Here is a 13346-nt window from a genome sequence, read left to right on the forward strand (position 1 = left end):
AGTGGGCTCATTTCAGAGTGCTCTCACGCACCGGGGTCGACTTGGCGTCGGGCTCGCGCAGGTATTCGGGAACCGGTTCGGCCAGCTCTCGCCCGGCCGTGATCTCGCTGGCTGCGGCGAAGGCGAGGTATTCAGCGCGTGGGTCGACGATCGCAGGGAAGCTGGACTGCCCGAGGACCTCGGGATAGAGGAGAAATCCGCGGCCGAGGCGGCCGCTGATGTCCGTCTGGCCCTCAGCTGCGAGGACACCGTCGACCTCGGTCGGCTTCGCGACGAAGGGTCCGGCCCGCAGCGACGCGTCGCAGCTCTCGTAGACGCTGAAATAGACCTCCTTGCGTCGTGCGTCCGCGGCGATGAGCACCGGCCCCTTGGTCTGAGTATTCGTTCGGCGCAGCTCCTCGGCGAGCGCGGCCTGGGACAGAAGGCCCCTGACCGGGATCCCACGAGCCTGACCGACCGCGATGGCCGCGGCGATGCCCACGCGCAGCCCGGTGAATGGTCCCGGACCGATTCCGGTCACGACGAGGTCCGGCTGGGCCGAATGCGCAAGCACCTTGGCCAGAGCGGGTCCGATGAACTCGACGTGCCTGCGCTGGTCATCGGCTTGCACTGCCGCCAGGACCGTCCCGGATTCGGTGTCGACCAGAGCCACGGAGGCGGCCTGGGAGGTGTCGATGCTGAGTATGATCACTGGCTGTCCTCCTCGTCGGCGGACCCGTCTGACCCGTCGAATTCGCTGACCTCGATCGCTCCTGCCAGCGACCGGAGCGAGTCTCTCACCTGCTGGAGCCGTGCATCCCAGGAACTGCCGTGGCCGTGCAGTTCGACGAGGCGGCGTTCGTCCTCGTCAGGGTCATTTTCGTCAGCGTCATCCTCAGCCGCGTCGTCGGCAGTCGCGTCTGCCGCCTCGTCGCATTCGACCCCGCCGCCGTCCGCTGCGAGGTCGAACATGGGCGTGATCGTCAGTCCGAGGTAGTCGCTGCTCAGCTGTTCGGCGAGCCCCGCACCCCATTCGACGACGGTGATCGACTCGTCGAGCTCCGAGTCGAGGTCGAGGTCCCCGAGTTCCTCGGCGTCAGAGATCCGATAGGCATCGACGTGGACGAGTGCGGGGCCCTCGTTCAGCGAAGGGTGTTCGCGGGCGATGACGAAGGTGGGTGAGGTGATTCTCCCGGCGACTCCCAAGGCACGGCCCAGGGACTGCGTGAATGTCGTCTTCCCCGCGCCGAGGTTGCCGCTGAGGATGAGGAGATCACCTGCCCGCAGGTGCCCGGCCAGTGCTTCGGCGAAGGTCCTCATCTGGTCAAGGGACGTCAGCTGAAGCTTCATCGCAGACCCCCGCCGTCGACAGGATGCGGCTCCACTTCCACGCGGTCGACGCGTTCGCTGATGCGGGTGACGATCTCGTAGTTGATCGTATCGGCCCAGGTCCCCCATTCGGCCGCACTGGGACCGTCGGGGCCGAAGATGACGACCTCATCGCCGATGGAGACTTCTCCGGCACCGACCTCGACGATCATCTGATCCATCGCGATCCGACCGATGACGGGATAGCGGGTGCCGCGGATGGAGACCTCGGCCCTATTCGATGCCGAGCGAGCGAGCCCGTCGCCGTAGCCGCCGGGAACCAGCGCGAACCGGGTGTCGGCCGCCGCCGTGAACGTGAACCCATAGGATGCGCCGTGACCGCTGGGGACGTCCTTGAGATTGACGACCTGGGAGACCAGTCGCATCACCGGCACCAGTCCCAGATCCTGCGAATTCTGATCGTCGAGCGGGGACAGACCGTACAGTGACAGGCCCACCCGAGCCGAGGTGCCCGGCAATGGTGAGAGTGTGAGCGCGGCCGGCGAGTTCGCAATGTGGACCTCGAGTCCATCCGATTCGCCGAGGCGGCCCTGGGCCCCGTCAAGCACCGCTGTGAGCTCCCGGTAGGCTGAGTCGAAGACGTGCGTCTGCTGCGCGGTCTCAACACGTTCGGGTTCATCCGCGACGGCGTAGTGGCTCATGATGCCCACGATTTCAAGATCCGGGGCAACCGCACTCGCATCGGCCTCTTCCGACTCGGGCCCGGCATCCAGGCTCTGCAGCTTCTCGAGTGCACGCTTCCAGTCCGCAGGCGCCAGGCCGTTGCGTCCGAGCCCGGTGTCGACCTTGAGGTGGAGGCGGGCGGTGGAGTTCGTGCGGCGGGCCGCGTCTCGCAGTCGATCGAGGCTGTCCACTGTGGACACGCCCAGCTCAATGCCGGCGGCAACGGCAGCGTCGAGGTCAGTGGTCGGTCCGTACAGCCATGCTGTGATGGCGACGTCGTCTCCCAGCAGCTCGCGCAGGTGCAGCGCCTCACTGACAGTGGCCACGCAGAAGTCCCGCCACCCGGCGGCGAACAGCGCCGGAGCGACGATGTCGATGCCGTGGCCGTAGGCGTTGGCCTTGACGACGCATTTGAGTCGGGCGGGGGCGAGCCGTTCGGCGAGGGCCGCGGCGTTGGCCCGCAGCGCGGCCACGTCTATCTCGGCCCTGACCAGTGCCCCTGAGGTATCGGTTGATGTCACTGGATAAGAATACCGTGGACCGTCATCTTTCATTCCGACAGGGAACTGTTGACCCGATCAGAGATGTGCTCACTTCGCTCGATCAGGGCCCCTCTCACTCGATCAGAGATCCCCTGTGGATGAGCTCCCCAGCCACCTCGGCGACGGCATCGCCGAGTGCTCCGGCGTTCACGGCCCGTCGACCCGCAGCATTGTGCACCAGCACCCCGAGACCGACGATGTGGGCCAGTTCGCGTTCAGGGAGCGGTGGCTCATGCTGATTCTTCGCGTGGAAGGTCGCGACCAGAGCACCGATGATCCCGGCCAGCACGTCCCCGGACCCCGCGGTGGCCAGGCTGGCCGGTCCGGCCTCGGGGAGCACACAGAACCCGTCCGGGGCGGCGATGACGGTCTGGTGTCCCTTGAGCAGGACGATGCAGCCGCTGGACTGTGCGGCTCTCTGCGCCCAGCCGATGGGGTCGGCGTTGATCCGGCTCGAGGTGATGATCTCACCGAGGAGGCGGCTGAGCAGCCGCGCCAGCTCACCGGCATGCGGAGTCAGGACCACGGGCCTCTCGGCCAGCCATGTGCCCTTGACCGATTCTGCGCGTCCGACCATGTCCAGCGCCCCAGCGTCGAGGACGACGGGAACGTTCGTGTTCGCCAACGCGTCGACGCACGCGTGGACGTATTCATCCTCCGGGTTGCCTGGGCCCATGACCACGGCGTTCATGCGGCCCGAGGCGGTGACCACCTCGGCGTGGAGGCCGATGACGTATTCGGCGACCATCTGCGATCCCAGGGACCGGACCATGCCGACCCCGCAGTTGACCGCCGAGGTGGTGGTCAGCACTCCTGCACCCGGGTACTCCTCAGACCCGGCGAGGATGCCGACGACTCCGCGAGAGTATTTGTGGCCATCCGGTTCGGGGCGGGGGAAGCCCGCGTTGAGATCATCGGTGTCGACAACCTCGGCGGTGGCCTGGTTCTCGTGAAGTTCGAGGCCGATGTCGACAAGGTGGACGGTGCCGGTGAATGCGGCGACGCGGGGGTCGATCAGCTCGGCTTTGAGTCCGCCGAAGGTCACGGTGTGGTCGGCGTGGATCCTGTCTTCGGAACCGGTGTCGGCCGGGGACAGATCAGACGGGATGTCGACAGCGATGAGCGTCTGTGCGGTGTAAGTGCCGGTGCCGAACCTGGATGTGCGGGTACCGGCAGTGTTGGTGTTGCTGTTGGCGCCGGCGGAGTGTCGCCAGTCGCGGATGAGCGAGGCGATGCGCTCGGGCAGGCCGCGTCGGCCGCCGGTGCCGAAGATGCCATCGAGGACGAGATCGGACCGGGAGAGTTCCCGCATCACGTCGGCGCGCAGCTGTGCCCTGACCTCGGCACTGCACTGGCCAGCTGCCTCGATGCTCGGGTCAGTGGTCTCTTCCGTACTCGGGAAGCTGATGACACTGGCTCCCGCCCGACGAGCCGCGGCCAGTCCCTGATCGTGGGTGCCGTCGAAGAGTGTCACGACGGTGATGTGGGCCCCGCGCCGGGCCAGTGCCGCGGCGGCGAAGAGCGCGTCTCCCGCGTTGTTGCCAGGACCTGCGAACACGCACACACGGGAGCCGAAGATCTGGCCCCGAGACTCTCGCAGCACATCGGCGCAGAAGTGAGCCAAGGCGCGAGAAGCGCGGGCCATAAGGTCGACGCCCGCGTCGAGGAGGGGTCGTTCGGCCTCGACGATGACGGTGCTGGGGTAGGCGAAGACTGACATCAGTGCCTCCTCATTCCTGGGCCAGGCGGGTGAGTCTGCGTCCGGCCAGGTGAGCCAGAAACAGAGCCTGATCGGCCAGTCCCTCGTCGCTGTGACGGGCTCGGGGCGAGTGGTTGGCTTCGCGTTCCTCGACGGGCAGGTTCGGCAGTGCCACACCGAAGTGGCCGTACGCGCCGGGAACCTGTTCGAGCACGCGGGAGAAGTCCTCGGAGCCGGGGATCGGGTTCGGTCGGACGACGGCGCGATCGGGTCCGAAGAGGTCGGCGAAGGTTTCGAGGAAGAAGTCGGCTTCGTCGTCATTGTTGATCGTCGGCGGCAGCACCCGCTCGTAGTCGACCTCGACTTCCAATCCGTGGGCGGCGACCAGTTCGGTGACCAGCTGCGGCAATTCGGCCTCGGCTCGTGTGGTGACCTCGTCGGAGAAGGTGCGGATGCTGACGACGAGCTGCGCGAAGTCGGGGATGACGTTCGGGGCGGTGCCGCCGTTGAACTGGCCGACGGTGATGACCAGGGGGTCGAAGATGTCGAAGCGCCTGGTCACGTATTCCTGGAGCTGACCCACAAGCATCGCACCGACCTGGATGGGATCGCGGCCCGTTGCCGGGCGGGAGGCGTGGGTGCCTTTGCCGCGGACGGTGATGGACATCTTCGAAAACGCTGCCATGTACGAGCCGCGTCGGCAGTAGGCGACGCCGAGGTCCTGGTCTGCGGAGACGTGAATGCCGAAGGCGGCCTTCACCCTGGGGCCCGCGGCATCGAGGACACCCTCGTCGATCATCTTCCCGGCTCCGTCATAGCCTTCTTCACCGGGCTGGAACATGAAGACGACGTCTCCAGGCAGGGAGTCCCGGTCACGGTGGAGAAGTTTGAGGGCACCGACCAAGCCGGTCGTGTGCAGATCGTGGCCGCAGGCGTGCATCCGCCCGGTCGTGGCCGCGAAGTCGAAGCCTGTCGCCTCAGGCACAGGCAGGCCGTCCATGTCTCCGCGCAGCAGCACGGCGGGGACGACACCGGTCGAGTCCTCGGCGCGCTGACCACCGCGGAGGACGACGACAAGCGAGGTGAGTCCGTTGCCCTTCGTCACCTCGATGTCGAGGCCTTCGATGGCGTCGAGGACGAGTTTCTGGGTGATGGGCAGATCAAGCCCCACCTCGGCGTTCTCATGCAGTGCCCGGCGCAGAGTGACCAACCCGTCTGCGATGTCCGCTGCGTCCTCGGCGGTGGGCAGGTGGAAGTCGAGGGCGGTCTCGGTGTGGGAAGTGTCGGTGGTGGAAGGAGAGCTCATAGTCCGAGTCTATTGCCGATCTCCCTGAGTCTGCTTTTCGGTTCGCAGCCGCGCGACGGTCGTGTGGCTGGACGCCTGCACACTGGGACCGCCTTTATGCGGCTGCGAGGCCAAGCTGCCAGGTGACGCCGAAGCGATCACCCACCCAGCCGAACGGTCCGAACCCGTAGTCGTCGAGTGGCATGTAGACGGTCCCGTCCTCACCGAGTGCGGCATAAATGCGCTGCAGTTCTTCAGATGAGTCACAATCGACCATGATCGACACAGCAGGAGTGATGTTCCACTCGTGCTCAATGTAGCTGTCGCTGCATCGCAGTCTCTGGCCCGCAATTTCGATCTCTGCCATGATGACCGTGCCTTCGGCGCCGGGGCCTTCTGAACCATACCGACTGTCGGAAATGACTCGACCATCTGTGAAGACGTTGAGGTAGGCCTCAATTGCCTCTGCCGCGCGCTGGCCGCGACTCGGCTGAAATGTGATGAATGGGGCGGCCTGGTTCATAGGCCCGAGTCTACTCGTGGGCAGCAGAGTCCGATAGCTCTCGTACCGATGATGATCTTCTGCCCGAATTGAAGCGGGCAGAAGCACCAGCTCGGCAGGACTCGTTTTGCGCCTTGAGAGCGGTCTCAAGCTGACCTCGCAGCATCCAGCGTGAGCTTACCCGAAGTGCTCCGCATCCCATTCCACGCTGGGACTCAGCGATGGCCCTTCGCCTTCGACGATGACGAAGGTCATGGTGAAGTTTGCATCATGGGTGATGGAGAGGTGGATGTTTGTGGCGCCGATGCGATGGAAGTGTTCGAGCACAAGCCCTCGCAGGCGGAATGAGGGTGCACCGGACCGGGCGGGGACCACCTCGGCGGATTGCCAGGGCAGCCAACCGGGGAATCCGATCGCCTTCTTCAGAGCCTCCTTGGCGGAGAATCTCGCCGCCAAGGAGGCATCCGTCCGGCGTCTGCCGTTGCGTTTGAGCTGTTCGGCCGGAGTGAGCAGGCGATCGAGCAATTCTGGGACGCGGTCGATGTGCTCGGCGAAGCGCGGCACATCTGCGATGTCGGTTCCGATTCCCAGAATCGCCATATCTCTCCCCTTCTCGCACGCATCCCGCTGGGACGCGTGATCCGGTTGTCGTGGTCTGCTTACTCCACGGTCACGGACTTGGCCAGGTTGCGTGGCTGATCCACGTCGAGGCCCTTGGCCGTGGCCAGTTCCATCGCGAAGATCTGCAGCGGAACCGTCGTCAGCAGGGGTGCCATGAGCGTCGTCGTCTGGGGAACGTAGATGACCTCGGAAGCGAACTCGCGGACCTCTTCATCCCCTTCCTCGGCGATGACGACGGTATTCGCGCCGCGGGCCCGGACTTCCTGGATGTTCGAGATGACCTTGGCGTGCAGCGAATCGCGGCCGCGCTTGCTGGGCACGACGATGATGACGAGCTGGCCGTCGTCGATGAGCGCGATCGGGCCGTGCTTGAGCTCACCGGCGGCGAAGCCCTCGGCGTGGATGTAGGCGAGCTCCTTGAGCTTGAGCGCACCCTCCATGGCCACGGGGAAGCCCACGTGGCGGCCCAGGAACAGCACAGAGCCGACGTCCTGGTTGCGACGGGCGAGTTCGAGCACCTGCTGCTTGCCGTTGTCGAGGACGCTCTGGACCTTCTCCGGGATGGTCTGCAGCTCTTCGAGGATGGTGGTGATCTCATCGCGGAACTTGTTGCCGCGCAGCTGCGCCAGGTAGAGGCCCAGCAGATAGCAGGCCACAACCTGGGAGAGGAAGGCCTTCGTCGAAGCAACCGCGATCTCCGGACCGGCGTGCGTGTACAGTGCGGCGTCGGATTCGCGGGGAATGGTCGAGCCGAAGGTGTTGCAGATGGCGATGACCTTCGCGCCCTGCTGACGTGCGTGGCGCACGGCCATGGTCGTGTCCATGGTCTCTCCCGACTGGGAGATCGCCACGACGAGGGTCTTCTCCGTCACAACAGGGTCGCGGTAGCGGAACTCGTGGGCGAGCTCGACCTCGACGGGCACGCGGCACCAGTGTTCGATCGCGTACTTGGCGACCTGGCCGGCGTAGGCCGCGGTGCCGCAGGCGATGACGACGATCTTGTCGATGGTCTTGAGCACCGTCTCGTCGATGTGCATCTCATCGAGGGTGAGCTTGCCGTCGATGTCGAGACGACCCAGCAGGGTGTCCGCGACGGCCTGCGGCTGGTCGTGGATCTCCTTGTCCATGAACGAGGGGAATCCGCCCTTTTCCGCAGCAGCGGCGTCCCAGTCGACCTCGTACTGCACACCGTCGACCTCGTTGCCGTCGTTGTCCGTGATGACCACTGAGTCCGGGGTGATGGTCACGACCTGGTCCTGACCGATCTCGACTGCGGTGCGGGTGTAGTCGATGAAAGCGGCAACGTCGGAGCCGAGGAAGTTCTCTCCCTCGCCCAGGCCAATGACCAGGGGTGAGTTGCGGCGTGCGGCGACGACCTGTCCGGGAGCGTCGGCGTGGACGGCCAGCAGCGTGAAGGCGCCTTCGAGCTGGGTGGCGGTCACACGCATGGCCTTCGTCAGGTCACCGGTCTCCTGGAAGTTCTTGGCCAGCTGAGCGGCCGCAACCTCGGTGTCGGTCTCTGACTGGAATTCCACACCGTCGGCGGTGAGATCGCGCTTGAGCTGAGCGAAGTTCTCGATGATGCCGTTGTGGATAAGCGCCAGCTTTCCACCGTCGGCCACATGCGGGTGGGCGTTGAGGTCGGTCGGTCCACCGTGGGTGGCCCACCTGGTGTGTCCGATGCCAGTCTGGGCCTTCGGCAGGGGGTTGGCTTCGAGTTCGTCGGTCAGCGCCGAGAGCTTGCCCGCCTTCTTCGCGGTCTCCAGGTCACCGGCAGGAGTGACAAGGGCGACTCCCGCGGAGTCATAGCCCCGGTATTCAAGCCGTTTCAGGCCGCTGAGCACTACATCGAGCGCCGAGTGATCTGCATTGTCAACGTCTGCTTTGGATACATAACCAACGATTCCACACATGAGTGGAATTTTACGCAGTCGAGTCAAATAACGTTGCATCGACCCACCTCGGCGAGCTCAATGTCACCTCGGCGTTCAGCGCCGACATGACGCATGACACAATTGTGCTCATGTCTCATGTCGATCCCATCCTTGACCGCGCGCGACGCCTGGCCGGCCTCAATACAGGACGCAAGCCCGAGGTCGAACCGACGTCCCCGTTCTGGGAGTTCGACCGCGACGTCTGGGGCACCCTGGCCCAAGCCACTCCCCTGCCGCTGAAGCAGCGTGACATCGAACGTCTGCGCGGTCTGGGCGATCGGATCAACCTCGACGAGGTGGCTCAGGTGTACCTGCCCCTGTCGCGGCTGCTCAACCTCTACGTCTCCGCCCGTCGCGCCAAGCACGATATGACGCGGGAGTTCTTCTCCCCCTTGCACGAGACCGGGCTCGAACCGCAGGAGGCCAAGCGCACCCCCTTCGTCATCGGCGTGGCCGGGTCCGTCGCCGTCGGCAAGTCGACGACCGCTCGTGTCCTGCGCGAACTCCTGGCCCGCTGGCCCGACACCCCTCGCGTCGAGCTCATCACCACCGACGGTTTCCTCTATCCGAACGCCGAACTCGATCGCCGACGGCTCACAGGGCGCAAGGGCTTCCCTGAGTCCTACGACCGGCGCAGACTGCTGCGGTTCATCTCCGCTGTGAAGTCCGGCTCCCCCGAGGTGCGTGCCCCCGTGTACTCCCACCACACCTACGACATCGTCCCCGGCGCCGAGGTGGTTGTCCGCTCCCCCGATGTCCTCATCGTCGAAGGCCTCAACGTCCTCCAGCCCGCCCGGCCTCGCAGCGACGGGACCCTGGGTCTGTCGATCAGCGACTACTTCGACTTCTCCGTCTATGTCGATGCCCGTTCCCGCGACATCCGACAGTGGTACATCTCCCGGTTCCTCAAGCTCAAGCACGGCGCCTTCCAGGACACCGACTCCTACTTCCACCGCTACTCGCAGCTCGACGACGACGAGGCGATCACCCTGGCCACGGAGATCTGGGATTCCATCAACTTCCCCAATCTGCGTGAGAACGTCCAACCCAGCCGGGGTCGTGCCGACCTCGTGCTCCACAAGTCGGATGACCACACGATCCGCAAGGTCCAGCTGCGCAAGCTCTGAATGGTCGGTTGCTTCACGGTGGAACTTCGCCCTGAGCTGATTGAGAAATAGATCTGCAGGTTCGGAGGTTGAAGTCTGTGAACGTTCGGACCTGCCCGGGAAGGGCCGGGTGAGGGAGGCGACGAGATGAGTATGCAGTCAGCGCACAGGGTGATGTACACCTCGGTGTCGAGTAAGAGAACTCCGCAGACCTCGATCAAGCCGGGGACCTACCGTCGCATCGCCTCGTTCGCGACCAGGCACAAGAAGAAGCTCATCGTCTTCCTCACACTGTCCGTCGGCACGGCCGTCATCGGCGTCCTCAACCCCGTCCTCGCCGGTGACGTCGTCAACGCGATCACCAGTGGCGGACCCGTCGAGACCGTCATCTGGCTGGCCGTGGCGATCGGAGGTCTGGCGATCGCGGACGCCGCGATCTCGATCTTCAACAGATACCTCTCCTCGCAGATCGGCGAGGGTCTCATCTTCGATCTGCGCACCGCGGTCTACGACCATGTGCAGAAGATGCCGATCGCGTTCTTCAATCGCACCCGCACCGGTGCCCTGGTCTCACGTCTGAACACCGATGTCATCGGAGCCCAGCGTGCGTTCTCCAACACGCTGTCGGGCATCGTGTCCAACTTCGTCTCCCTGGTGCTGACCGTCGGCGTGATGGTCACCATCTCCTGGCAGGTCACCGTCATGTCGATCCTGCTGCTGCCGCTCTTCATCATCCCCACCAAGCTGCTCAGCGGAAAGCTCGCCTCCCTGCAGTTCCAGGCCGCAGACAACTCTGCGAGCATGTCGACGCGGATGACCGAACGGTTCTCTGCGGGCGGTGCGACCCTCGTCAAGCTCTTCGGCAACCCCAAGACCGAGAACGAGGAGTTCTCCGACCGTGCCGCTCAGGTCCGCGACATCGGCGTCAAGGTGGCCATGCTGCAGTCGACGTTCGTGTCTTCGCTGACCCTCGTCTCCGCCCTCGCTTTGGCCCTCGTCTACGGCATCGGCGGTGCCCAGGCGGTCGTGGGCAACCTCAACGCCGGCCAAGTCGTCACTCTCGCGCTGCTCCTGACCCGGCTCTATACGCCGCTGACCATGCTGGCCAACGCTCGCCTGGACATCATGAGCGCCGTAGTCAGCTTCCAGCGCGTATTCGAGGTCCTCGACTTAGTCCCCCTCATCAAGGAGCCCAAGGCACCGAAGTCACTGCCCTCCGGCGGTCTTGACGTGACGTTCTCCAACGTCGACTTCGCCTACCCCAGCGCCGAACAGGTCAGCCTCGCCAGCCTCGAGGACGTCTCCGTGCTCGACACCAGAGGCGGCGACGAGGTCCTGCACGCCCTGAACTTCACGATCCCAGCTGGACACACCGTTGCCCTGGTCGGCTCCTCGGGCGCCGGGAAGTCGACGATCGCCTCGCTGCTCCCCCGTCTCTACGACGTCACCTCCGGGTCGATCACGATCGGTGGGGTCGACGTGCGCGAGCTGTCGGCTCAGACGCTGCGCAGCACCGTCGGCGTGGTCACTCAGGACGGGCACGTGTTCCACGAATCCATCCGGGCGAACCTGTCCTTGGCAAAGCCGGGGGCCACGGATGCCGAACTCTACGAGGCCATCGATGGCGCGCAGCTCCACGACGTCATCGCCTCGCTGCCCGATGGCCTAGACACGATCGTCGGTGAGCGCGGCTACAGACTCTCCGGTGGCGAGCGTCAGCGTCTGACGATCGCTCGGATGCTGTTGGCCGCCCCAGAGGTCGTCGTCCTCGATGAGGCGACCTCCGCCTTGGACTCGACTAATGAAGCGGCAGTCCAGCAGGCGCTGTCTCGGGCCATGAGCGGCCGCACCGCAATGGTCATCGCGCACAGGCTCTCCACGATCCGCCAAGCCGACGCGATCCTCGTCGTCGAGGCCGGTCGCATCGTCGAGTCGGGTTCCCACGCCGAGCTGCTGGCCCTGGGCGGTCGCTACGCTGAGCTCTACGCCACCCAGTTCGCCGCGAGCTGAGCGCAGCAGCGAACGAAGCTCGGGCACGACAGAGGCCGCAGCGCTGTATGCGACTGCGGCCTCTGCTGCATCTCAGAATTCCTACAGTCCCAGGTTGTCCCTGACGTTGGAGGCCAGACGTTCGGCCTGAGCCTGGGCGATGTCTTCGGTCTCAGCTTCGACCATGACGCGGATCAGCGCCTCGGTGCCAGAGGCCCGCAGCAGCACACGACCCGAGCCTTCGAGTTCGGCCTCGACGGCGTTGATCTCGGCCGTGACCTTCGGGTGGTCCACACCGTGTTTGTCGACGCCCTTGACGTTGACGAGCGCTTGGGGCAGCTGAGGGATCTCGGCAGCCAGGTCGGCCAGCGTGCGCTTCGAATCGGCCATGCGCTTCATCAGGTGCAGAGCCGTCTGCACGCCGTCGCCGGTCGTTCCATGGTCGAGCATGAGCACGTGCCCGGACTGCTCCCCTCCGAGGACGAAGCCGTCTGCCAGCATGCGTTCGAGGACGTAGCGGTCGCCGACGGCGGTCTGGACGGTCTCAATCGAGTACTTGTCCATCGCATGTCTGAGCCCGATGTTCGACATCACGGTCGTCACGAGCGTGTTGCCCTTCAGCTCGCCGAGTTCCTTGAGTCCGATCGCCAGAATGCCCATGAGCTGGTCACCGTTGATGACACGGCCCAGTGAGTCCACGGCCAGGCATCGGTCGGCGTCGCCGTCGAAGGCCACCCCCAGATCGGACTGGGTCTCGACGACGAGACGCTGGAGCGGTTCGAGGTGAGTGGAGCCGACTCCGTCGTTGATGTTGAAGCCATCGGGCTCGGCAGCGGAGACGATGACTTCGGCACCGGCCTGGCGCAGGGCAGCGGGCCCGACGATGGACGCGGCACCGTGAGCGCAGTCGACGACGACCTTGAGCCCGGACAGGGGACGTGTGCCCTCGGCGTCGAGGGACCTCACGAGCTTCTCCGTGTATTCGTCGGCAGCGGCGGGATAACGGGAAATGCGACCCACCTCGGCGCCGGTGGGACGGACCCAGTCCTCGTCGAGGATCGCAAGGATCGAGTCCTCGACAGAGTCATCGAGCTTCGTCCCGCCTGCTGCGAAGAACTTGATGCCGTTGTCCGGCATCGGATTGTGGGAGGCGGAGATGACGACGCCGAAGGCGGCACCGGTGTCCGCTACGACGCTGGCGATGCCGGGGGTGGGCAGCATTCCCGCATCGAGCACGTCGACTCCGGCGGAGGCGATGCCCGCAGAGATTGCAGCGGAGAGGAACTCACCGGAGACTCGAGTGTCGCGGCCGACGACGGCGAAGGGGCGCTTGCCTTCCGGCCAACCGCGGGTCAGAACCCGCGAGCCTGCAACGGAGAGTTGGAGTGCCAGCCGGGCGGAGATGTCGCGGTTGGCAAGTCCACGGACACCGTCGGTGCCGAAGAGTCGTGTCATGGAAAGTCCTTTCCTCAATTTCCCGTCGATATTAGTCCATAGCGCCGCCGAGGCGGTGGTGCCGGACCGTACCACGGTCGAAATCGGTACGAGATGTGTCGCCCGTGTCGGCGTGGAATGACGCCGCCCGTGTCAGGCGAGAGTGGAGCGTAAAGCAGGTGAATGCACGAAATGCGGCCCCC

Annotated in this window: 11 protein-coding genes; 2 read left to right on the top strand and 9 right to left on the bottom strand. The window is 65.2% G+C overall.

The features are described 5' to 3' along the window. Positions 1-7 precede the first annotated feature (7 nt). From tsaB to glmS, 8 genes are all read right to left on the bottom strand, one after another. Positions 8-691, bottom strand: coding sequence for a tRNA (adenosine(37)-N6)-threonylcarbamoyltransferase complex dimerization subunit type 1 TsaB (gene tsaB, locus ACE03M_RS02175; RefSeq protein WP_485932540.1), 684 nt, complete (start codon positions 689-691; stop codon positions 8-10). Continuing rightward, entirely contained in the window at positions 688-1329 is a 642-nt protein-coding gene (gene tsaE / locus ACE03M_RS02180) for a tRNA (adenosine(37)-N6)-threonylcarbamoyltransferase complex ATPase subunit type 1 TsaE (RefSeq protein ID WP_485932541.1), read from the bottom strand. Before tsaE ends, tsaB begins: the two co-directional genes overlap by 4 nt. Then, positions 1326-2552, bottom strand: coding sequence for an alanine racemase (gene alr / locus ACE03M_RS02185; protein ID WP_485932543.1), 1227 nt, complete (start codon positions 2550-2552; stop codon positions 1326-1328). Before alr ends, tsaE begins: the two co-directional genes overlap by 4 nt. 94 nt (positions 2553-2646) lie before the next feature. Next, complete coding sequence (locus ACE03M_RS02190; RefSeq protein ID WP_485932544.1) at positions 2647-4293, bottom strand: NAD(P)H-hydrate dehydratase; 1647 nt, start codon at positions 4291-4293, stop codon at positions 2647-2649. Positions 4294-4303: 10 nt separating this feature from the next. Next, complete coding sequence (locus tag ACE03M_RS02195; protein ID WP_485932545.1) at positions 4304-5578, bottom strand: M20 metallopeptidase family protein; 1275 nt, start codon at positions 5576-5578, stop codon at positions 4304-4306. Between the two features lie 94 nt (positions 5579-5672). Beyond that, complete coding sequence (locus ACE03M_RS02200; RefSeq protein ID WP_485932547.1) at positions 5673-6080, bottom strand: VOC family protein; 408 nt, start codon at positions 6078-6080, stop codon at positions 5673-5675. A 156-nt stretch (positions 6081-6236) separates the two neighbouring features. Continuing rightward, positions 6237-6659 (bottom strand): holo-ACP synthase, encoded by a 423-nt coding sequence (locus ACE03M_RS02205; RefSeq protein WP_485932549.1) that lies wholly within the window; start codon positions 6657-6659, stop codon positions 6237-6239. 59 nt (positions 6660-6718) lie between these two features. After that, the gene (glmS, locus tag ACE03M_RS02210) at positions 6719-8593 is read right to left on the bottom strand and encodes a glutamine--fructose-6-phosphate transaminase (isomerizing) (RefSeq protein ID WP_143923512.1); all 1875 of its coding nucleotides are present in this window, start codon (positions 8591-8593) and stop codon (positions 6719-6721) included. A 110-nt stretch (positions 8594-8703) separates the two neighbouring features. On the opposite strand from glmS, the gene coaA reads away from it, so the two are divergent. Both coaA and ACE03M_RS02220 read left to right on the top strand, forming a co-directional pair. After that, positions 8704-9741, top strand: coding sequence for a type I pantothenate kinase (gene coaA / locus ACE03M_RS02215; protein WP_485932611.1), 1038 nt, complete (start codon positions 8704-8706; stop codon positions 9739-9741). 126 nt (positions 9742-9867) lie between these two features. After that, positions 9868-11730, top strand: coding sequence for an ABC transporter ATP-binding protein (locus ACE03M_RS02220; RefSeq protein ID WP_485932551.1), 1863 nt, complete (start codon positions 9868-9870; stop codon positions 11728-11730). Positions 11731-11811: 81 nt separating this feature from the next. Here ACE03M_RS02220 and glmM read toward each other — a convergent pair whose 3' ends face one another. Continuing rightward, the gene (gene glmM, locus ACE03M_RS02225) at positions 11812-13164 is read right to left on the bottom strand and encodes a phosphoglucosamine mutase (protein WP_143923514.1); all 1353 of its coding nucleotides are present in this window, start codon (positions 13162-13164) and stop codon (positions 11812-11814) included. Positions 13165-13346: the final 182 nt, after the last annotated feature.

The organism is Brevibacterium sp. AGC70 (assembly GCF_057334195.1).

Excerpts from the sequence above, each read along its gene's own strand:
- tsaE (WP_485932541.1), bottom strand. The coding sequence starts at position 1,329 with ATGAAGCTTCAGCTGACGTCCCTTGACCAGATGAGGACCTTCGCCGAA.
- ACE03M_RS02190 (WP_485932544.1), bottom strand. The coding sequence starts at position 4,293 with ATGTCAGTCTTCGCCTACCCCAGCACCGTCATCGTCGAGGCCGAACGA.
- ACE03M_RS02195 (WP_485932545.1), bottom strand. The coding sequence starts at position 5,578 with ATGAGCTCTCCTTCCACCACCGACACTTCCCACACCGAGACCGCCCTC.
- ACE03M_RS02200 (WP_485932547.1), bottom strand. The coding sequence starts at position 6,080 with ATGAACCAGGCCGCCCCATTCATCACATTTCAGCCGAGTCGCGGCCAG.
- ACE03M_RS02205 (WP_485932549.1), bottom strand. The coding sequence starts at position 6,659 with ATGGCGATTCTGGGAATCGGAACCGACATCGCAGATGTGCCGCGCTTC.
- glmS (WP_143923512.1), bottom strand. The coding sequence starts at position 8,593 with ATGTGTGGAATCGTTGGTTATGTATCCAAAGCAGACGTTGACAATGCA.
- coaA (WP_485932611.1), top strand. The coding sequence starts at position 8,704 with ATGTCTCATGTCGATCCCATCCTTGACCGCGCGCGACGCCTGGCCGGC.
- ACE03M_RS02220 (WP_485932551.1), top strand. The coding sequence starts at position 9,868 with ATGAGTATGCAGTCAGCGCACAGGGTGATGTACACCTCGGTGTCGAGT.
- glmM (WP_143923514.1), bottom strand. The coding sequence starts at position 13,164 with ATGACACGACTCTTCGGCACCGACGGTGTCCGTGGACTTGCCAACCGC.